This window comes from Streptomyces sp. NPDC020965 (genome assembly GCF_044333555.1).
In the GTDB taxonomy this organism is placed as follows: Bacteria; Actinomycetota; Actinomycetes; order Streptomycetales; family Streptomycetaceae; genus Streptomyces.
The window spans coordinates 191,792-211,151 of record NZ_JBIRRE010000014.1; the positions used below are offsets into that span (position 1 = coordinate 191,792).

At 71.3% G+C, this 19,360-nt stretch carries 12 protein-coding genes and 1 pseudogene; 7 read left to right on the plus strand and 6 right to left on the minus strand.

Translation table 11 applies throughout. From position 1 onward, the window contains the following. Positions 1 to 272: 272 nt before the first annotated feature. The 3 genes from ACH4S7_RS32705 to ACH4S7_RS32715 form a co-directional block, all read right to left on the minus strand. On the minus strand, positions 273 to 1,037 hold the full coding sequence (locus ACH4S7_RS32705) for a 4'-phosphopantetheinyl transferase family protein (protein WP_398525002.1): 765 nt from the start codon (positions 1,035 to 1,037) through the stop codon (positions 273 to 275). After that, positions 1,034 to 1,261 carry an acyl carrier protein gene (locus ACH4S7_RS32710; protein ID WP_398525003.1) on the minus strand — a complete coding sequence of 76 codons (228 nt, stop codon included), beginning with the start codon at positions 1,259 to 1,261 and terminating at the stop codon, positions 1,034 to 1,036. The genes ACH4S7_RS32705 and ACH4S7_RS32710 overlap by 4 nt, the downstream gene beginning before the upstream one ends. 85 nt (positions 1,262 to 1,346) lie before the next feature. Next, the gene (locus ACH4S7_RS32715; RefSeq protein ID WP_398525004.1) at positions 1,347 to 2,204 is read right to left on the minus strand and encodes a hypothetical protein; all 858 of its coding nucleotides are present in this window, start codon (positions 2,202 to 2,204) and stop codon (positions 1,347 to 1,349) included. 527 nt (positions 2,205 to 2,731) lie between these two features. Between ACH4S7_RS32715 and ACH4S7_RS32720 the strand changes: the two genes are divergently transcribed. The 7 genes from ACH4S7_RS32720 to ACH4S7_RS32750 all read left to right on the plus strand — a co-directional run bounded on the left by ACH4S7_RS32720 (position 2,732) and on the right by ACH4S7_RS32750 (position 10,410). Continuing rightward, positions 2,732 to 3,829 carry a phytanoyl-CoA dioxygenase family protein gene (locus ACH4S7_RS32720; RefSeq protein WP_398525005.1) on the plus strand — a complete coding sequence of 366 codons (1,098 nt, stop codon included), beginning with the start codon at positions 2,732 to 2,734 and terminating at the stop codon, positions 3,827 to 3,829. Then, complete coding sequence (locus ACH4S7_RS32725) at positions 3,811 to 5,121, plus strand: DUF6271 family protein (RefSeq protein WP_398525006.1); 1,311 nt, start codon at positions 3,811 to 3,813, stop codon at positions 5,119 to 5,121. The genes ACH4S7_RS32720 and ACH4S7_RS32725 overlap by 19 nt, the downstream gene beginning before the upstream one ends. A 206-nt stretch (positions 5,122 to 5,327) precedes the next feature. Then, positions 5,328 to 7,094 carry a condensation domain-containing protein gene (locus ACH4S7_RS32730; RefSeq protein ID WP_398525007.1) on the plus strand — a complete coding sequence of 589 codons (1,767 nt, stop codon included), beginning with the start codon at positions 5,328 to 5,330 and terminating at the stop codon, positions 7,092 to 7,094. A gap of 1 nt (position 7,095) precedes the next feature. Continuing rightward, entirely contained in the window at positions 7,096 to 8,370 is a 1,275-nt protein-coding gene (locus ACH4S7_RS32735; RefSeq protein WP_398525008.1) for an MFS transporter, read from the plus strand. A 304-nt stretch (positions 8,371 to 8,674) separates the two neighbouring features. Then, positions 8,675 to 9,397, plus strand: coding sequence for an N-acetylmuramoyl-L-alanine amidase (locus tag ACH4S7_RS32740; RefSeq protein WP_398525009.1), 723 nt, complete (start codon positions 8,675 to 8,677; stop codon positions 9,395 to 9,397). 138 nt (positions 9,398 to 9,535) lie between these two features. Next, entirely contained in the window at positions 9,536 to 9,811 is a 276-nt protein-coding gene (locus tag ACH4S7_RS32745) for a hypothetical protein (protein WP_398525010.1), read from the plus strand. Continuing rightward, on the plus strand, positions 9,808 to 10,410 hold the full coding sequence (locus ACH4S7_RS32750) for a GNAT family N-acetyltransferase (RefSeq protein ID WP_398525011.1): 603 nt from the start codon (positions 9,808 to 9,810) through the stop codon (positions 10,408 to 10,410). The genes ACH4S7_RS32745 and ACH4S7_RS32750 overlap by 4 nt, the downstream gene beginning before the upstream one ends. Positions 10,411 to 10,608: 198 nt before the next feature. Here the strand turns inward: ACH4S7_RS32750 and ACH4S7_RS32755 are convergent, their stop codons facing one another. From ACH4S7_RS32755 to ACH4S7_RS32765, 3 genes and pseudogenes are all read right to left on the minus strand, one after another. Further along, the gene (locus ACH4S7_RS32755; protein ID WP_398525012.1) at positions 10,609 to 11,853 is read right to left on the minus strand and encodes a cytochrome P450; all 1,245 of its coding nucleotides are present in this window, start codon (positions 11,851 to 11,853) and stop codon (positions 10,609 to 10,611) included. Further along, the gene (locus tag ACH4S7_RS32760) at positions 11,850 to 13,064 is read right to left on the minus strand and encodes a cytochrome P450 (protein ID WP_398525013.1); all 1,215 of its coding nucleotides are present in this window, start codon (positions 13,062 to 13,064) and stop codon (positions 11,850 to 11,852) included. The genes ACH4S7_RS32755 and ACH4S7_RS32760 overlap by 4 nt, the downstream gene beginning before the upstream one ends. Positions 13,065 to 13,102: 38 nt before the next feature. Beyond that, positions 13,103 to 19,297, minus strand: a pseudogene (locus ACH4S7_RS32765) (type I polyketide synthase); the annotation flags it as partial. Between the last annotated feature and the right edge of the window lie 63 nt (positions 19,298 to 19,360).

Below are 19,360 nucleotides of genomic sequence, written 5' to 3' on the forward strand. Positions count from 1 at the left end.
ATCGAGGTCGGCGCGGAGCCTCACCCGTCACCGCTTCACGACTTCAGCGCCTCAGTTCACCGACCAGGGGGCTTACCGGCCTAGGGAGTGTCTGACAAATAGCGTCGTCCACCCGAAGGGTGGGGCGCGCGGCGTCCGGTGCGTGCAATCGCAAGGCGGTGGGGGTCCCCCCGGCGAAGCCAGGGGGAGGTCGTCCTCGTACTGGACGTACTTGGATGACTCGACAACGCAGCGAGTGTGCGTGCAGGGCGTCGCGAGCCAGACGAGATTTGTCAGACACGACCTAGGCGACCGATCCCCTGAACCGGTCTTCTCAACCACCCCTCTGAACCGGTCCCCCGATCCGGTCCTCTGAACCGGTCCTCTGAACCGACGGAGAAGGTGGTGGCCGGAGCGGTGCTGGCCACCGTCACCATGGCCGCCCGCCGCCGGTCCGTCCACTCCAGCAGCCGGAGGTCGCCATCCTGCCCGGCCTTGAGCACGGCCTCCCTCCGCACCCACAGCCGGAGCAGCGCCGCACCGGGGTCCCGGCGGGCGGTGGCCTCCCGCAGTTCGGCTTCGGGCAGCAGCCGCCTCAGCACCGAGAGCGGACCGGGCCTGCGCGTCGAGGGTTCCACGTCGACTCCGACCGAACCGGGCCCGACGGCCGCCGCGACCAGCCCGTCGGCGTGGCTCAGGCTGACGCCCACCCCGGGCCGGCCGCGCAGATACGGGCGACCGTGCCCGTACCGCCCGCATCCGGCGCAGTGCTGGGCCGGGTCCGACTCACGCGGGGGCCGCCCGGTGAACCGGCCGACGCACAGCCGCAGCAGCAGCCGCGCCGCCACCACGTCGTCACGGCGGTCCGGTAGCCGTATCCGGGCCAGCCGCCGCAGCTCCCACGGCGCGAGCAGGCCCTCGTGCAGCTCCGGATGGGCCAGCACCTCCCCGGTGGTCGCCACCACGGCCATGGTCGTACGGCCCACTCCGCCGGGGGGCCGGTCGCCGGTCACGGTCGGGCGCTCACCCGGTCCCCCGCCGGCCCGCTGGCCGGTCATGGGAGGTTCAGGAATCGCTTCTCGACGCGGCTGAGCGTGCGGAAGTCGTCGATGGTGACTTCCTGGAGGTCGATGACGCTGCCGGAGATCTCCTCCAGGAGGTCGACGAATTCCAGGAAGTCCATGGAGTCGATGAGACGGGCCTCGATGAGGTCCTCGTCGACGTCGATCGGGCCCTCAAGGCCGGGGTTCTTCTCGTGGAGCCAGGCGGCGATTCGTTCCATGGGGCGGGGGCTGTTCCTTAACTGTCGACTGTTACGGGGGTTCCTGAGTGCCGGGGGGCCGGGACGCCCGCCGGGGGGAATGGGCTCAGGTCCGGGCGTCACGGAGTCTCTCCAGTGCCCGCTCGGGGGTGTCGTGGGCGAGGATCATCGCGTGGACCCAGCGTTCGACGCCGAAGGCGACGCAGGCGCTGTACGCCGGCCCCTGGGAGCCCGCGCGGATGTCCAGCCGTTCACCGAAGAAGTTCCGGTGCCGGTTCACGGAGGCGATGGCCGTGCCGTCGGGGGCGCTGAACTCGTGTTTGACCGGGTCCAGCGCCATCAGCCGGGCCCGGGAGCCGCCCTTGTCGTAGAAGGGGTCGTCGGCCGCGGCCCGGGTCAGCACGAGGCCCAGGCGCCCGGCCAGCTCCCGGACGAAATCGGCGCCCTGTTCCAGGTGCTCGACCGAGCCCTGTTTGGTGCCGAGGTACAGGACCTCGCGCATGTGGAAGCCCCACAGCCGCCGCAACCCGTCGTAGTGGGTCTCATTGCGGAAGCAGCGACCGGTGGCGGAGAGCCGCAGCCCGCCGTCGCCGACGTCCCGGCCCTCCAGGGAGAGCAGCAGTCCGTAACAGGTCGCGGACGGGAGCAGATGACCGGTCGGCCGGAGCGGCAGTTCGGCGGGTGATTCACCGGCCGCCAGGCCGTCGATCTCCTCCGGGGCGAAACGCCCGGCGGCGACCCCGAGGTGGGGGAAGTTGCGGAAGTAGTCCAGTCGCGTCAGCCCCTCCACCGACAGCAGCGGCGGACCCACCACCTCGGGGGCGGCGAGCCGTGCGGCCAGACCGGTGAGCAGATCGTCCAGGCCGTGCAGCAGTGCGGTACGGACCGGGTCCAGCGTGATCAGGCCCGCGCCGGGGTTCTTCAGGCCGCCGTCCGGCAAGGCCGAGATGCTGGGTGTACTCATGAATCCGCTCCCTCTGGGGGTGGTCGAACTGGTCAAGGGCGTCGGCCGGATGGGCGGCGCGAGTTTCGCCGCGGCGTGATCGCACCCGTGCGTACGGCCGTGAATGTGGTCGCCGTTGACCGCGGCGCAGCGAGGATTTCGTCCGATGTGCCCTCGGGGACCGGAGCTGCGCATGGGGGACAGTAAGCCAGCCACTCAAGCGTTGTCTAGACCAAAATCGCCGGACCGGCGAGTCATTACCGGCAAGTCAATTCTGGCTGGAAAGTGACCCAACTCAACGCATTGAGAAGGCAGTTGACAGGGACTATGGTCTAAACCAATCCCGCTGAGCGGGTCGAAAACAACCCTGCCGAGCGCCATGGCCGCACCACTACCGCCACGGCGTCGCCGGCCATCCCTGCCGTCTGCTGCGACCCTCCCGCCGGGGGGAGGGTCACCGGGTGCTGCCCTCTGGCCGAGGGGAAGCGCTTGTCATCTCCGCCTCTTGTCCGAACCGCCTCCCCCGACTCCCGCTCTGGAGGGTCCCCATGACGACATCCGTGCCGCACCGCCGCCCACGCCGCCCCTATCTGCACCGGGCGGCAACGGATCTGCCCTACTTCAGCGCGGACGGTGAGTCCTATCTGGCCCAGACCACCTTGCGGGAACTGAAGAAGTCCCGGCCGTTACGGGTGCTGTCCGAGGACGACTTCGTCCACTGGCAGACATACGGCTACGTCGTCGTCCGGGAGGCGATCCCGGCGGAAGCGGCCCGGCGTCTGCTGGACTTCACCTGGAAGTTCCAGGATCTCGACCCGGACCGGCCGGACAGTTGGTACGAGGACCGGCCGTTCCGCTCCGAGCTCGACCAGCAGCTACACGTCTACGGATTCGTGGAGGCGTACCACCACCAGCTCCTCTGGGACAGCCGCCAGGCCCAGCGGGTGTACGACGCCTTCGTCGACGTATGGGACTGCGAAGAGCTGTGGGTGACCCTGGACCGGCTCAATCTCAACCCGCCCAACGTCAAGAACCGTGACCGCGCGCTGATCGAGCCCACGGACCGGGGTTTCGACATCGAGCTGCACTGGGACATCGACACCACCCTCGGCGTCCCGCCGCAGCGGGTGCAGGGGATCATCGCGCTCAACGACACCCGGGCGGAGACCGGCGGATTCCAGTGCTGCCCGGAGCTGTTCCGGCAGTTCGAGGAGTGGAAGGTCAGCCAGGCGGCCGACCGGGATCCCCTCCGCCCCGCCGTGGACCGGACGGAGTTCCCCGTCATCCGGCCCGAACTGCACCCCGGTGACCTGCTGATCTGGAACGGCCTCCTCGCCCACGGAGTGGCGCGCAATGTCTCGCAGAGCGAGGTGCGGGCGGTCCAGTACCTGTCGATGATGCCGGCGCTGGAGGAGCAGGAGAGGCTACGGCGGTCCCGGGTCGAATCCTGGCGGCAGCTTCGGACGCCCCGCTGGAACCGCACTCTGGTCGGCGACCCGGTACTGCCCGAGGCCAAGCGGTACCCCACGGCCACCCTGAACGAACTCGGCAGCAGACTGCTGGGGCTCACCTCGTGGCAGGACACGGACGGCGTCGCGGCGACCGGCGAGCAGAGCGGAGAGCAACCGTGCGCCGTGTCTGTCTGACCCTCCCCACCAACCGGGCCTGCCCCGAGACCATCAGGGCGGTCGGCGCGGAGGCCGCCTACGGCGCCCGCCATTTCGGCGTCGAAGTGCGTCTGCTGATCCTGGACTCGTCCGACGCCCCGGTCCTCGCCGAGCACCGGAAGGTGGTGGGCGAGCTTTCCCCGGCTGCCGGCGTGGTCGTCCACCACCTCGACGAGGCGGAGCAGCGGACCTTCCTGCGGGAGGTGATCGCCCGGTCCGGCGTCGCCGCGCCGGACCGGGTGCTCGACCTGATGCTGCCGTCCCGCGTGTCCTACGGCGCCTGCACCAACCGCGCCTTCCTGATCGCGGAGGCGCTGGGCTGTGCGTCGGTGCACCGCCGGGACTCCGACAGCCGGTACCAGTACCTGGACGGAGAGCCGGTCTTCCCGTTCCACCACGAACTCGCTTCCCTGGGGCGGCGGGCCGCCGATGTGGTGGGGCTGGTGTCCCGGAGCAGGCTCGCCCCCGCGTACACGGAGCTGCCGGTGGCCATGGTCGGCGGCTCCTTCGTCGGCGAGATGTCCGTGGACGTCGAGGAGATCCGCCGACTCGATCCCGCCGTCTACGACGACGTCGTCGGTCTGTCGGTCCCCACCGGCTATCCGGAGATCTGGCGTAAGAATCTGATCGAGGAGTCCTTCCGGGGCTCCGGGACCGCCTCGTTCACCGGCGACCGCACCACGCTCACCACCGTCAACCCCATGCGCGTGGACATGTGCAACATCGGCTTCGACAGCGCGGTCTACGGCCGGGTGCCGTTGCCGCCCGCCACCGACACCATCGGCAGCGACTACTTCCTGATCCACCTGGTCCACGACGCCCGGCTGCCCGGGGTCCTGCACAACCGCGACATCGTCAACTTCCACACCGGCGAGCGGCGTTCCGACCACGGATTCCTCACCTATCAGCTACGGCTGACGAAGTTCCTGCTGTCGACGCCGTACTTCAACGCCGTGTACGCCCGGATGGCGGCGGCCGGCGCGGCGCTGCTCGACGCCGACGGCCGGGTCCACGCCGCCGCAGTCGCCGGGTTCGTCAGGGAGAGCATCCGGCTGGACCGGGCGGAGAACGCCGAACGACTCGATGTCGTCGACCGCTCCTACCGCAAGCTGGGCGGTCGCTACACCGCCGCCGCGGAGGTCATCGAGACCCGCCGCGATCGCCTGCTCGACGAAGCCGCCGCGGACATGACGGAGTTCGCCCTGCTGATCGACGCCTGGGAACCCCTGATCCACACCAGCCGCAGCGCGGGGATGCCGTACGGGCGGTGAACCCCGCCCACGAGGAACCTCATCGCCGCCCCGCGTCGGGCCGGGAATCCGATGTCCGGCCACCGCGCCCCGCGTCGCACCGGTAATCCGATGTCCGGCCGCTCCACCCCGTACCCCGAACCACACCGAGAAGTACGTGAAAGGCACCGCATGAGCCGCCCTCCAGGATCCGTACCCATGCTCCGGGCTGTACCGGCTCCACGCCGATGAGCGAGCGGGAGTCCGCACTACCGAAGAGCACCCGCACCGTCACCGTCCCGTACGCCGGCGGTACGGAGCGCCGGGGCCCCGTCACGATGGGGCAGGCCAATATGATCCGCTGCATCCTGCGGGACGATCCCGCGCACATCAACATCCACGATGTGTGGCCGGCACCCCCGGGGACCCGGCTGGAGCCGGCGATCGACGCCCTGCGCGCACTGGTGGTGCGCCACGAAGCACTCCGTACCACCTTCCCCCATGCTCCGGGCGCCGCACCCCGCGAGCAAGTGGTGGCGGCCGAGGGAGAGTTCACGGTCACCGTACTCGACCACGCGGACCTTCCCGGGGAACCCGCCCGGTACGCCGACGCGGTGGCCCGCGGAGCCCGCGCCGGCCGCTTCGCCCTGGACCGGGAATTCCCGCTGCGCCTCGCCCTCATCGCCCTGGACGGCGCTCCGGTCTTCGTCGCCCTGGTGTCCAGCCACGCCGTGGCGGACGGCAGCGCCCTCGCCGTGTTGCGGGAGGAGTGGCTCACCCTGCTGGCCGGCGAGACGCTGCCGCCCCCGACGGCGCCCACACCGCTCGAACTCGCCGCCGAGGAGGCGAGCCCGGCCGGGCGCCGCAGGTCCGAAGCGTCGTTGGCACACTGGGAGCGGATCCTGCGCACCGGGCCGCAGGCCATGTTCGCGGAACCCGGTGCCGCCGACATCGACGTCCGGCCCCCGCAGCTCACCCTCCGGTCGCGACGAGGCGCCCGAGCGGTGGCCCTCGTGGCGGAGCGCACCGGCGGTCTCCCGTCCACGGTGCTGCTGACGGCCTGGTGCGCGCTCATCGCGCACCGTACCGGCCAGACCTCCTGTGTCGCCGCCGTTCCGACCTCCAACCGGTTCCAGTCACGGCTGGCCCGCTCGGTGAACACGCTGTCGCAGGACGCGCTGCTCTCCCTCGACGTCCGGGTCCCCTCCTTCGACCTGCTCCTCCGCAAAGCTTGGGGAGCTGCGCTCAACGCCTACCGACACAGCCAGTTCGACTCGCTCGGTCTGTGGGAGATGATCGAGAGGGTCACCTTCGAGCGCGGCAGCCATTTCGCGCGCGATGTGGTCTTCAACGATGTGAGTATGCTCCCCGCCACTCTCGCCACCGAGGCGGCACCGGACGCTGCCGGGCCGGAACTGGATCTGTGCTGGGGCCCGGTGCAGGAGTTGCCGACCCGCCTGCTCTCCTTCGTCTACCAGACGGCGCCACTGCTCCACCTGAGCGTGTGGGCCGACCCCGCGCTGTTCACCCGGGACGAGACGGAGGGCTTCCTCGTCGGTCTGGTGCGGCTGCTGGAGGCGGCCGGCACCGGGGATGTGCCGCTCGCATCGCTCACCGAGGTGACGGGGGTCCGTCCGGTCGAGCGCGGTCCGCACTGGAGGCGGGTGGACGGCTCCTGGATCTCACCGCCCGCCGTGGCCCACACCCTGAGTCAGGCCCTCGACGGCCTCCCCGTACACGTCACCACGGACATCCCGACGGCAGCATCGTCGGGCACCCCGCCCGGGGGCGACACCGAGCCGGGCCTCACGGCGTTCATCGCTTCCGGCGACTCCCCGCTGACGCCAGCGACGGCCCACGCCGCGCTGATGGACACCCTGCCTGGCCGACCCGGAGTGCTGGCACCGAGCCGGTATGTGATCGTCCAGGCCCCGCCGACGCGGGCCGACCGGAGCAGCGAGTGGCTCCGACAGCAGATCCTCATGGAAGGGACCGGCCGACACCGGCGGATGTGACATGACGATGGATGAGGTAACCGTCCAGCAGCAGCCGGACCCGCTTCCCAGCCCGTGGCGGTCGAGTCGCTTCCGGCTGTTCTTCACCGCCCGCAGCACATCGCTGCTGGCCGACGGCATGTTGATGGTCTCCCTCACGACCGCCGTACTGGGGGCGGGGTACGGGGCCGGTGGCGTGGGGTACGCGCTGGCCGCGTGGATGACGCCGATCGCCCTGCTCGTCCTCTTCGGCGGAGTGCTGGCCGACCGGTTCACCCCGCAGGTGATGATGGTCGGCGCCGACGTGGTGCGGATGCTGGCCATGCTCGCCCTCGCGGGCCTGCTGGTCGGGGACGATGTGCAACTGTGGCAGATCATGGTGCTGTTGGCGCTCAGCGGTGCCGCGACCGCCATGTTCCAGCCCGGACTTGCGAGCATGGTCCCCCAGGTCGCCGAGGACATCCAGCGGGCCAACGCGCTGCTGCGGATCTCCGAGGCGATCAGCACCCTGATCGGTCCCGGAGTGGCGGGCCTGCTCGTGGCCTACTGGGACGTGGCGGGATCCTTCGTGGTCATCGCGGGCGCCTATGCGCTCAGCGCGCTGGGCCTGGCGCCGCTGCTCAAGCTCGACACCACCCGGGACGACAGCGACGATCCGATGTGGCACCGGCTGGTCACGGGATGGCACGAGTTCCGGTCACGTTCCTGGCTCTGGGGGGTCATCGCCGTCTGGGCCGTCTACGGACTCTTCGTCTTCGGCCCGTCCATACCGCTGGGCGCGGCACTGCTCACCGAACAGCACGGGGCCAGCGGATACGGCTGGATCGCCTCCGCCGACGGTGCCGGCACGATCATCGGCGGCCTGCTCGGGATGCGGGTCCGACCCCGTCGCCCGCTCGTCGCGGGGGCCTGCGCCATGTTCTTCTTCGCCCTCAACCCCCTGGCGCCCGCCCTCGGTTGGTCCTTCACCGTCACGGCGCTCACCGGTGTCCTGGCGGGCTGCGGGTTCGCGTTCTGGGGAGTCATGTGGGCGACCAGCGTGCAGTCCCACATCCCCCTGGCCGTGCTGAGTCGGGTCTACGCCTACGACGTCGCCGGATCCATCATGGTCATCCCGCTGGGCCGGGCACTGTCAGGCCCGGCGGCCGACTCCGTCGGGGCCGATCGGGTATTGCTCTTCTCCTCCGTCATGGGGATCGTGTGCATCGTCGTCATGCTCTGCGTGCCCGCCGTCCGGGGACTCGGCCGGGCTCCGGAGAAAGCCGTCGGGGTGAGCGACGGAGGCGGCGGCCGCTGAACCCGACTACCGGAGGTGCGGCCATGCGTCCCCCGACCCGGCTCCGCCCGGTCCCGTGCCGCCCGTCCGGTTCCATCCGTCCGGCCGGTTGCCGGAATCCCGCCCGACGGTCTCCGCACGGCCGTCGGGCGGTGGCACATCAACCGGTGTCCCCGCCGGTCGGGATCGCCTCCGCCTCCGACCGGCTGTTGCCTTCCCATCACATCGCCATGGAACGGCGATCACATTCGCGGGCCACATTGTTCGGCATGTCCACTCCCCGCAACAACCGTACGACCCACGGCATGCCGGTACGGAGTCACCGGTGACGCCGGCGCACAGGCGGCCGACCCGGCGCGGTGTGTTCGTCCTCGGGGGAGGGCTGTTCCTCGCTCCGGTGTCGGCGGCGATCCTCCTCCCGGAGGTGCGGACCCCCCGGGAGGCCCCGGCCGCCCCGGAGGCACACACCGCCCTGCGTCCCCGTGCCGCGACGGCCTCGGCCGCCCCGCCGCCCGGATGGATGCCCGGCATCATCCGGAAGCCGATCGGCACGAACTTCAGCCGGGGCGGGCGGCAGGGGCAGCGGGGTCTGATACTGCACGTACAGGAAGGTGAGGGGTCGCTGTTCGAGCGGTTCTCCGCACCCACGACGCGGAGTTCGGCCCACTTCTGGGTATCACAGGCGGGCGAGATCGAGCAGTACGTTTCGGTGCACGACCGCTCCTGGACACAGCGCGCGGGTAACGTCCAGTGGGTGTCGGTGGAGACCTCGGGCTTCGCCGGCAAACCGCTCACCACGGCGCAGGTCAATGCCGTCGCACGGGTCTACGTCTGGGGCGCCCATGAGCACGGCTGGCCCCTTGAGGTGACCGATTCCCCGCAGGGGCGGGGCCTGGGCACCCACTCCATGGGCGAAGGCGCCTGGGGCGGGCACGCCTGCCCCGGGAAGATACGGTCCGGGCAGCGCGAAGCCATCATGCGGCGTGTGCGGCAGTCCAGCCGTCTCCCCAGCCCTTCTCCCGCTTCGCCACGGGTTCCGCTGACGTGAGCCGCCCCGGGCTCCGCGGATGTGACCGGAACATGGGTGACATTACCAGTTAGGTAAGGCTACCCTTACCTAACTGGCGCTCTCCCTGGCGGCCTCGCCAGGGAGAGCGGCTCGCACCCTACCCAGAAGGGCATTGCCATGCGCACGCACCTGCCCGACGGCGGTCCGGCAGACAACTGCCGCCGCTCCCGCACCGACGGAGCGGAGTCGGCCGTCGTCACGACCGCGAACCGCGGACCGAGCCCCGAGGCCCCGGCCGCCCACCCGGCCGGGACGACGAGATCGCTACGACCGGTCCCCTCGCACCCGGTGCCGGACGCGGACCGGGGCGTTCGTACCGTCACCGGAATCGTCGGCGGGGTGCGCCACCCCGCGAGAGCCGCGCCCCGCGTCATCCCGAGGTTCGCCGCATGAGCCGTACGGACAGTACGAGCCGTACGAGCGGCATCGGCGGCCCGGCCCCCGCGAGCCCGGCCGACTTCACCGTCCGCCCACTCGACCCCCTGGCCGACTCCGAACTCGTCCATCAGTGGGTCACCCACCCCAAGGCCGTGTTCTGGATGATGCAGGACGCCCGACTCCAGGACATCGAACGGGAGTACATGGCGAAGGCGGCGCATGACCATCACGACACCTTCATCGGCCTCGCGAACGGGACACCCGCCTTTCTGATGGAGCGCTACGACCCCCGATATGTGGATCTGGTGGGGCTCTACCCGCCCGAGCCGGGAGATGTCGGACTCCACTTCCTGGTCGCGCCGACCGCCACTCCGGTCCATGGCTTCACCCGTGCGGCGATCACCCGGGCGATGACGGAGCTGTTCGACGCCCCGGAGACCCGCCGTGTGGTGGTCGAGCCGGACGTCCGCAATCACGCCGCCCGCAAGATCTTCGAGTACGCCGGCTTCACGGTCGTCGAGAAGATCGAGAAGCCGGGGAAGGACGCCTATCTCTGCGTCTGCCCGCGCGAGCGGTTCGAGCGGAGCGCCGCCGGGAGATCCCGGGTCCACTGACCGGAGCGGGCGCGCGGCCGGAGAAGCCCCTCGCCGGCCACGGTCCCGGGAGCCGTCCCGCCCAGGGCCGTCGACCCGGGAGCGCGCGGAAGAGACGCCGCCTGGCATCGGCCCGGCAGAAGCGCGGACAGGGGAAGGGCCCACCGCCCGGTCTGCCGGGTGGTCGGCCCCTTCCCCTGGCCCGCCCGGGGGCCACGGTTACCAGGTCACCGGCAGTCGGAGGAACCCGCGCATCCCCATCTCGGTGCGGCGCGGCAGCAGCTTCTCGCTGACCGCGAGCCGCAGTCCGGGCATCCGGTGGACCAGTCCGGTCAGTGCCTCCTGGAGTTCGATCCGGGCCAGCCGGGCGCCCATGCAGTAGTGGGCGCCGAAGCCGAACGCGAGGTGCTTGCCCTTGTTGCCCCGGTCCGGGTCCAGCTCCCGGGGTTGGTCGAAGACCGTCTGGTCGTAGTTGGCAGCGACCAGACAGGGCACCACCGCGTCCCCCTCGCGGACCTCCGTCTCCCCGATCGTCACGTCCTCGGTGGCCCGGCAGGTCATGGCGCCGGCCGGGCTGAGCGCGGCATAGCGCAGCATCTCCTCCACGGAGGCCGGGATCCGCGAAGGGTCCTCCCGGAGGCTGTCCTTCAGGCCGGGGTGGACCATCAGCAGATAGGCCATGGTGGTCAGCTCGGAAGCCGTGCTCTCGTACCCGGCGACCAGTACGGCGATCGTGTTGGTGATCACCTCCCGGTCGGAGAAGGAATCGCCGTCGTGCCGTACCTCCAGCAGTGCGGAGATCAGGTCCTCGGCGGGCTCCCGGCGCTTGGCCTCGACCAGCTCGCCGATGTACGCGGAGAGGGTGCTCCAGGCGCGGCCGACCTCGTCCCGCGAGCGGGTGGCCATGGAGACCACCACATCCACCGATTCGTCGAACCGGTGCCGATCGCTGTAAGGCATACCGAGCAGCTTGCAGATGGCCAGTCGGGGCAGCTTCTCCCCCAGCTCCCGCACCAGGTCCACCGGCGGGCCCTGGTCCAGCAGATCGGTCAGGATCTCGTCCACCGTCTCCCGGATCCACGGCCTCATGCCCTCCATGAGGCCGACCGAGAGCGCCTTGCCGAGCAGCCGGCGGATCCGGGCGTGCTCGGGCCCGTCGAGTCCCACCAGGACACCGCCGCTGGGCAGCACCTCCGGGGTGTAGCGCGGCGAGTCCGGGCGGGCGGCCGCGGTCCGGCTCAGCCGGGGGTCGGAGAGCACCTTCTTGACATCGGCCATCCGGGTTGCGATCCAGGCGTCACCGCCGTGCGGCATGGTCACCCGGGCGAGGCCGTCCCGGGCGAGCAGCGGATCGTACTCGGTGCCGAGTTGGATTCCGTTCTCGTCGGCGAAGGGGAAGTCGGGCGCCTGCTCGGTACCGGACCGGGACCCCCCTGCCGGCGTCCCTGTCGTACCGGCGGTCACCAGACGACCGGGAACTGCTCGAAGCCGCGCAGCACCAGACCGTCCTTCAGCGGCAGCTCGGCCTCGGGAATGGCCAGTCGGATACCGGGCATCCGGCGCAGCACGGCCTCCAGCGCCACCTGGAGCTCGACCCGGGCGAGGGAGGCACCGAGGCAGTAGTGCGGACCGGCGCCGAAGGCCACGTGCTGGTTCACCTCGTCGCCCCGCCGCAGATTCAGCTTCTCGGGCTCGGTGAAGACCTCCTCGTCGCGGTTGGCCGAGACCACGCAGGTGTAGACCGCCTCTCCGGCGGAGATCGGCACCCCGCCGATCTCCGCGCCCTCGGCGGCTATCGACGGCATCACACCGGCCGCGGTCAGCGGCACATAGCGGAGCAGTTCCTCCACCGCCTGCGGCAGGGCGTCCAGGTTCTCTCCGAGCCACTTCATCTGGTCGGGGTCGCGCAGCAGGGCGCAGATCATGTTGACGATCTGGCAGGCGGTGGTCTCGTACCCAGCGACAAAGACGACCACGGCGTTCATCATGACTTCTTCGTCGGCGAACACGTCCTCGCCGTTTCTGGCTTGGATCATCTCGCTGATCAGGTCCTCCGTCGGGGTGGTGCGACGGTCCTTGATCATGGTCATGAAGTAGCCGGTCAGCTCGGTCCAGGAGGCGATCAACTGCTCCTGGGGGATCACGCCCTGGTGGATGACGTCATCCACGAGCCGGCCCAGCCTGCTCCAGTCCTCGCTGGGCACACCGAGCAGCAGGCAGTTCACCTCACGGGGTATCGCGTTGCCGAACTCGGCGACGAGGTCCACCGGGCGCTCGCCCGCCTCCATCGCGTCGACCAGGTCGTTCACGATCGCGGTGACGGCGGGCCGCAGGGTCTCGACCCGACGGCGGCTGAACGCCTTGTTGAGGAGACGCCGGGTGCGGAGGTGCTGGGCGCCGTCCATCATCGGGAGGCCGCCCTCGTCCGCGATCGGCGCCTCGGTGTAGCGGGGGCTGAAGCCCTTCATCGCCTGGCGGCTGAACCGGGTGTCACCGAGGAACTCCTTCACCTCGGCCATCCTGGTGAGCAGCCACGCCTCGCCCCCGTACGGCAGCTCGACACGCGCGACGGGTCTGTCCCGCCGGAACTCGATGTACTCGGGCTCCAGTTCCACCGGCCGTCCGTTGCTGAACGGGAAATGCGGGCAGGTGCCGGTCTGGGTGGCTTCGGTCACGGGTCTCATTCTCCTTGGTGTGGATGGTGCAAAACGGTCTACTTGAGGTGACCCTTCAGGGTGTCCGCCGTGCTGCCCGCGCTCTCCTCCATCATCGTGAAGTGATTGCCCGACACCTCGACCGGCGTGTGCGGAAGGGGCCATTCCGGGCGCCAGTCGACCTGGGCGTCCGTCTCGCTGAGCGGGTCCCGGGCACGTACGAATACCGTCGGCGCGGCGACCGGTCCCGGCCCCCACTCGGTGAAGATCTTGAAGTACTTGCCCATGGCGATCAGGCTCTGCCCGGTGATGGGCACCGCTCCCCCGTCGCGGCTGAGGAAGTTGTCCATCATCGACGCGGCGATGTTCTCGATGGTGCCCTGCTCGGGGAGGTACACGTCCATCGGCACCACGGCGGCGGGCACCACTCCCACTGCCTCCAAGCGCTCGGCCACGGCCTGCGCCACCATGCCGCCCGAGGAGTGTCCGAGCAGGGCGAACGGCCGGTCCGTGAGGTTTTCGGCGATCACCGTGGCCAGTACGCCCGCCAGATCGTCCACCGAGGCGGGCACGGCCGTACCGGGGACGAATCCCGGGTAGGTCAGGGCAACGACATCGCGGTCACCGGCGAAGTGCGCCGCGAACCTGGCGTACTCGTGCGGTCCGGACATCGCTCCGAAGGCGGGGAAGCAGATCACCCGCGTCCCCTCGTCGCCCCGGGCGAGGAACACCGGCTCGGGTGCCGGATCGGCGGGGTCCAGGGTCGGTACGACATCTCCGATGGCCATCAGCATGCCCAGTGCGTCGGCGTGCCGGCCGCGCGCGCACGCCTGCGTGAACAGCCCCTTGATGTCCGGCCCGGGCACCGCCGATCCGCTCCGGGGGCCGTCGGCACCGGCGGCGGTAACGACGGCGGACCCGGACAGCAGGGCGTGCAGCCGTTCGGCGACCGCACCGGGGGTGGGGTGCTCGAAGACCAGGGTGGCGGGCAGCCGCAGCCCCGTCGCCCGGTTGAGGCGATTGCGCAGATCGAGCGCGGTCAGCGAGTCGAAACCGATCTCCAGGAACCTCCGGTCGCGTCCGATGCCGTCGGCGTCCCGGTGACCGAGCACGGCGGCCGTCTGTGCGCGTACCAACTCCCGTACGATCCGCAGCCGCTCCGCTTCGTCCAGCCCGGCGAGCCGTCCCGCGAAGGCCCCGGCGTCCTCGGTGGCGCCGGCCGCCGACCGGCGGACCCGGACCGGCACCAGCTCGCGCAGCAGCGGATGGAGCTGGCCGCGCGCCGCCTGGGTCCGCAGCCGCCGAAGATCCAGCGGGACCGGCAGCAGCGCCGGTGCGTCGGGCAGCGCGGTGGCGGCGTCGAACAGCTCCAGACCGCGCTCCGTGCTCAAGGTGCCCGATCCGCCCTGGTCCAGCCGGTCCCGGTCGGCGGCGTCCAGATGCCCGGTCATCGCACTGGACCGCTCCCACAGGCCCCAGCCCAGTGCAAGGGCGGGCAGCCCATGAGCCCGGCGGTGGTGGGCGAGCGCGTCGAGATAGGCGTTGGCAGCGGCGTAGTTGGACTGACCGGGGTTGCCGAAGGTGCCGGACGCCGAGGAGAACAGCACGAACGCCGACAGCTCCACCCCCGCGGTCAGTTCGTGGAGATGGCGGGCCGCGTCCGCCTTCGGGGCGAGGACGGCCGCCACCCGCTCGGGTGTCATCGACCCGACCACACCGTCGTCGAGCACACCGGCCGCGTGCACCACCGCCGTCAGCGGGGCCTCCCCGGGGATCCCCGCCAGCAGGGCCGCGACGGCGTCACGGTCAGCCACATCGCAGGCCACCACGTGCACCACCGCGCCATCCTGCTCCAATGCGGCCACCAGATCCGCAGCTCCGGGCGCCTCGGGACCCCGACGGCCCGTCAACAACAGCCGACGCGCGCCGGACGCCACCAGACGACGGGCGAGGGCGGCGCCCAGCACTCCCGTACCACCGGTGATCAGTACGGTGCCGGATGTGCTCCAGTCGGCACGGTCGAGCGGCTCGGGCACCGGGACCCGGCGTACCCGCGGCACGCGCAGCGCCTCGCCACGGACGGCCACCTGCGGCTCGCCGGCCGTCACCGCGTCGACCAGACCGCCCCGGGCGAGCGCGGGCGCGTCGGCGTCCACCAGGACGAACCGGTCCGGGTTCTCCGACTGGGCGGTCCGGATCAACCCCCAGACCGCCGCACCGGCCAGGCCGGGCACATCCTCACCGGGCTCGGCGGGGACCGCGCCCCGGGTCACCACGGCGAGCAGCGACGATTCGGCGGCCGGGGACTCCAGCCACTCCTGGATCTGCTCCAGGACAGCGGTGACGGCCGGCCCAGCGTCGGCGCCGGAGCCACCGGCCGGGAGGAGGACCACGTCCGGGAACGAGGGCGGGTCCACGGGCGTTTCGAGGCCGGTGAGGACAGGGGCCGTCACCCCGCGCGCGGCGAGGCCGTCCACCACCCGGCCGGTGAACTCCTCCTGGCCGGGCAGTCCGAGCACGGCCCAGGACCGGGGGGCCGGCGCAGTGGTCACGGCCGGCCCGGCGGGCACCCAGGCGACGGCGAAGAGATCGTCCCGCCGGGGCTCGTTCCCGCCCCGGAACTGCTCCTCCGTCACCGGCCGGAGCGCCAGTTCCGCGACCGACAGCACCGGTCCGCCCGCGCCGTCCACGGCCAGCAGGCTGACCGCATCGGCACCGACCGATCGCAGCCGGACCCGGAGCACCGAGGCCCCGGCCGCGTACAGCGAGACACCGGACCACGAGAACGGCAGCCGTCCCGCGCTCTCCGTCGCCGTGCTTCCGGAGGCCGCGGCCATGGCGTGCAGAGCGGCGTCGAAGAGCGCGGGGTGGATGCCGAACGCGGCCGCGTCGTCGTGTTCGCTCTCCGGCAGCACGACGTCGGCGAAGATCTCCTCGTCCCGGCGCCAGACGGCGCGCAGCCCCTGGAAGGCGGTCCCGTAGCCGAATCCGGCGGCGTCGAACCGCTCGTACAGACCGGCTGTGTCCAGCCGCTCGGCGTCACGCGGCGGCCAGGTCCCGAGCTCCGTATGGTCCACCGGACGGCTGTCCGCGTCGGCGAGGGTGCCGCCGGCGTGGTGGGTCCAGTCGTCCTGGCTCCCGTCGGCGTCGGTGTGCGGGCGGGAGTGGATGTCGATGCTGCGGTAACCGGAACCGTCGGCGGCACCGACGACGACCTGAAGGTCGACTCCGTCACCCATCTGACCCGTCTGGCCGGTCTCGTCCGCCGCATCGGTCAGGAGCAGCGGGCTGTGGATGACCAACTCCTCCAGCCGGGCGGCGCCCACCTGGTCCCCGGCCCGGATCGCCAGCTCCACATGCGCCGTACCGGGCAGAATCACCGTGCCGAGGACGGCATGATCGGCCAACCAGGGATGCGTACGCAGCGACACCCGACCGGTGAGCAGCGTCGTCCCGTTGTCGGCGACGCTCACGGCGGCGCCCAGCAGCGGATGGCTCACGGTGCCGAGGCCCAGACCGGAGGCGTCACCCACGGCGCCGGGTGACGACGGGAGCCAGAAGCGCTCGCGGTGGAAGGCGTAGGTGGGCAGGGCGACCCGCCGTCCGCCGCGCCCGTCGAGCACCGCGGTCCAGTCGACCGTGGTTCCGGCGACGAAGAGTTCGGCGGCGGCGGTCAGGAAGGTCTCGTGTTCGTTCTCGTCGCGGCGGAGGGTTCCGATGGAGACGCCGGTGGCCTCGGTCTGGTCCAGGGTGTCCTGGACACTCATCGTCAGGACGGGGTGCGGGGATATCTCCACGAAGGCGGTGAAGTCGTCACGGATCAGGGCTTGGACGGTCTCGTGGAAGCGGACGGTGCCCCGGATGTTGTCGAACCAGTACGAGGCGTCCATCCGCGATGTGTCGATGACCTGCGCCGACACGGTGGAGTAGAGCGGGATACGGGAGGTCCTGGGCTCGATCCCGGACAGGATCTCCAGCAGCTCGTCGTGGATGCGGTCCATATGTGCCGAGTGGGACGCGTAGTCCACCGGCACCCACTTCGTGCGTACACCTTCGGCGCTCAGTCGCTCCACCACGGGTGTGAGGGCGGACCGGTCCCCCGACAGGACCACGGACGAGGGTCCGTTGACAGCCGCCAGGGACACACCGTCCCCGGTCAGCGCCTCAGCCTCAGCGGCCGGGAGCGCGACGGACACCATCGCGCCGTCACCCGCCATCGCCCGTACGGCACGGCTCCGCAACGCCACCACCTGCGCGGCGTCCTCGACCGACAGCGCCCCCGCCACACACGCGGCGGCGATCTCACCCTGCGAATGACCCACCACAGCGGCCGGAACAACACCCCACGACTCCCAGACAGCCGCCAGCGACACCATCACCGCCCAGAGGACGGGCTGAACCACATCCACCCGCTCCAGACCGGGGGCCCCGGACCCTCCCCGCACCACATCGATCAGCGACCACTCCACCAATGGGTCCAACGCAGCCGCACACTCGTCCAACCGCGCCCGGAACACGGGCGAAGAGGCGTACAGCTCACGCCCCATCCCCACCCACTGCGACCCCTGCCCCGGGAAGACGAACACGGCCCGGTTCAGGGACGTCGGTTCGCCGTCGGGTGAGGAGATGACGCCCGCGTGGGGTGCCCCGTCATGGGCCGCGTCGAGACCGGTGAGGAGGGCGTCGCGGTCGGCGCCGAGGACGACGACGCGGTCGTCCAGCACGGACCGGGTGGTGACCAGCGAGCGGGCGATGTCCGCGGCGCTGTGCTCCGGGTGGGAGCGCGCCCAGTCGGCGAGCCGGGCGAGCTGTCCGCGCAGCCCGCCCCGGCCCTGTCCGGAGACCACCCAGGCCAGCGGGCGACGGTCGTCGGCCGCCGGAGCGGTCGCCGTCCCGGCCTCGGTGTCGTCCTCCGGGGCCTGTTCGAGAATGGTGTGCGCGTTGGTGCCGCTGATGCCGAACGACGACACCGCGGCCCGGCGCGGACGTCCCGTCTCGGGCCAGGGCATGGCCTCCGTCAGCAGCTCCACCGCGCCGCTCGCCCAATCGACATGCGGCGTCGGCTCGTCCACGTACAGGGTCGCCGGGAGGACGCCGTGGCGCAGCGCCATCACCATCTTGATGACGCCCGCCACACCGGCGGCCGCCTGCGTATGGCCGAGGTTGGACTTGACGGACCCCAGCCGCAGCGGACGGCCCGCCGGGCGGGCCTGGCCGTAGGTCGCCAGCAGCGCCTGCGCCTCGATCGGGTCGCCCAGGGTGGTGCCGGTGCCATGGGCCTCGACCGCGTCCACATCGGCCGCCGAAAGACCGGCCGCCGACAGGGCCTGCCGGATGACCCGCTGCTGTGCCGGCCCGTTGGGCGCGGTCAGACCGTTGCTGGCGCCGTCCTGGTTGACGGCACTGGACCGGACGACGGCGAGCACCTGATGGCCGAGCCGTTGGGCGTCCGAGAGCCGCTCCACCAGCAGCACACCGACGCCCTCGGCCCAACCGGTGCCGTCCGCCGCCGCCGCGAACGCCTTGCACCGGCCGTCGGCGGCGAGGCCGCGCTGACGGCTGAACTCCACGAATCCGGTCGGGGTGGCCATCACCGTGACCCCGCCGACCAGCGCCATCGAGCACTCGCCCTGCCGCAGTGCCTGACCCGCCAGGTGCAGCGCGACCAGCGACGACGAACACGCCGTGTCCACCGTCACCGCCGGTCCTTCGATGCCCAGCGCATAGGCGATCCGGCCGGAGACCACGCTGGCCGCGTTGCCGGTCAGCAGATAGCCGTCGGCGTCCTTCAGGACCTGCTGGGCGACGACGCCGTAGTCCTGCCCGTTGGTGCCGATGAACACGCCGACATCGCGCCCGGCCAGGGACCGGGGGCCGATGCCCGCGTGTTCCACCGCCTCCCAGGAGGTCTCCAGGAGGAGACGCTGCTGCGGGTCCATGGCCATCGCCTCGCGCGGGGAGATCCCGAAGAAGGCGGGGTCGAACTCGCCGGCGCCGTGCAGGAAGCCGCCCTCACGGGTGTACGAGGTGCCCTGCTGGTCCGGGTCGGGGTCGTAGAGGGCGCCGGTGTCCCAGCCCCGGTCCTCCGGGAAGCCGGTGACGCCGTCGGCGCCGTCGGCGACCAGCCGCCAGAGCTCGTCCGGTGAGGTGACCCCGCCGGGGAAGCGGCAGCCCATGCCGACGACGGCCAGCGGCTCCGTCGCCCGCTCCTCCAGCTCGGCCACTCGGCCGCGGGCCTCGACCAGGCTCGTCGTGGCCCGCTTCAGGTAGTCGCGCAGCCGTTCCTCGTTCATCGTTCCCTCTGTCCCCATCGCGCC

Bases quoted from the DNA above. Each gene is read 5' to 3' on its own strand.
- ACH4S7_RS32705 (WP_398525002.1), bottom strand. From the start codon at position 1,037: ATGACCGGCCAGCGGGCCGGCGGGGGACCGGGTGAGCGCCCGACCGTG.
- ACH4S7_RS32710 (WP_398525003.1), bottom strand. From the start codon at position 1,261: ATGGAACGAATCGCCGCCTGGCTCCACGAGAAGAACCCCGGCCTTGAG.
- ACH4S7_RS32715 (WP_398525004.1), bottom strand. From the start codon at position 2,204: ATGAGTACACCCAGCATCTCGGCCTTGCCGGACGGCGGCCTGAAGAAC.
- ACH4S7_RS32720 (WP_398525005.1), top strand. From the start codon at position 2,732: ATGACGACATCCGTGCCGCACCGCCGCCCACGCCGCCCCTATCTGCAC.
- ACH4S7_RS32730 (WP_398525007.1), top strand. From the start codon at position 5,328: ATGAGCGAGCGGGAGTCCGCACTACCGAAGAGCACCCGCACCGTCACC.
- ACH4S7_RS32735 (WP_398525008.1), top strand. From the start codon at position 7,096: ATGACGATGGATGAGGTAACCGTCCAGCAGCAGCCGGACCCGCTTCCC.
- ACH4S7_RS32745 (WP_398525010.1), top strand. From the start codon at position 9,536: ATGCGCACGCACCTGCCCGACGGCGGTCCGGCAGACAACTGCCGCCGC.
- ACH4S7_RS32750 (WP_398525011.1), top strand. From the start codon at position 9,808: ATGAGCCGTACGGACAGTACGAGCCGTACGAGCGGCATCGGCGGCCCG.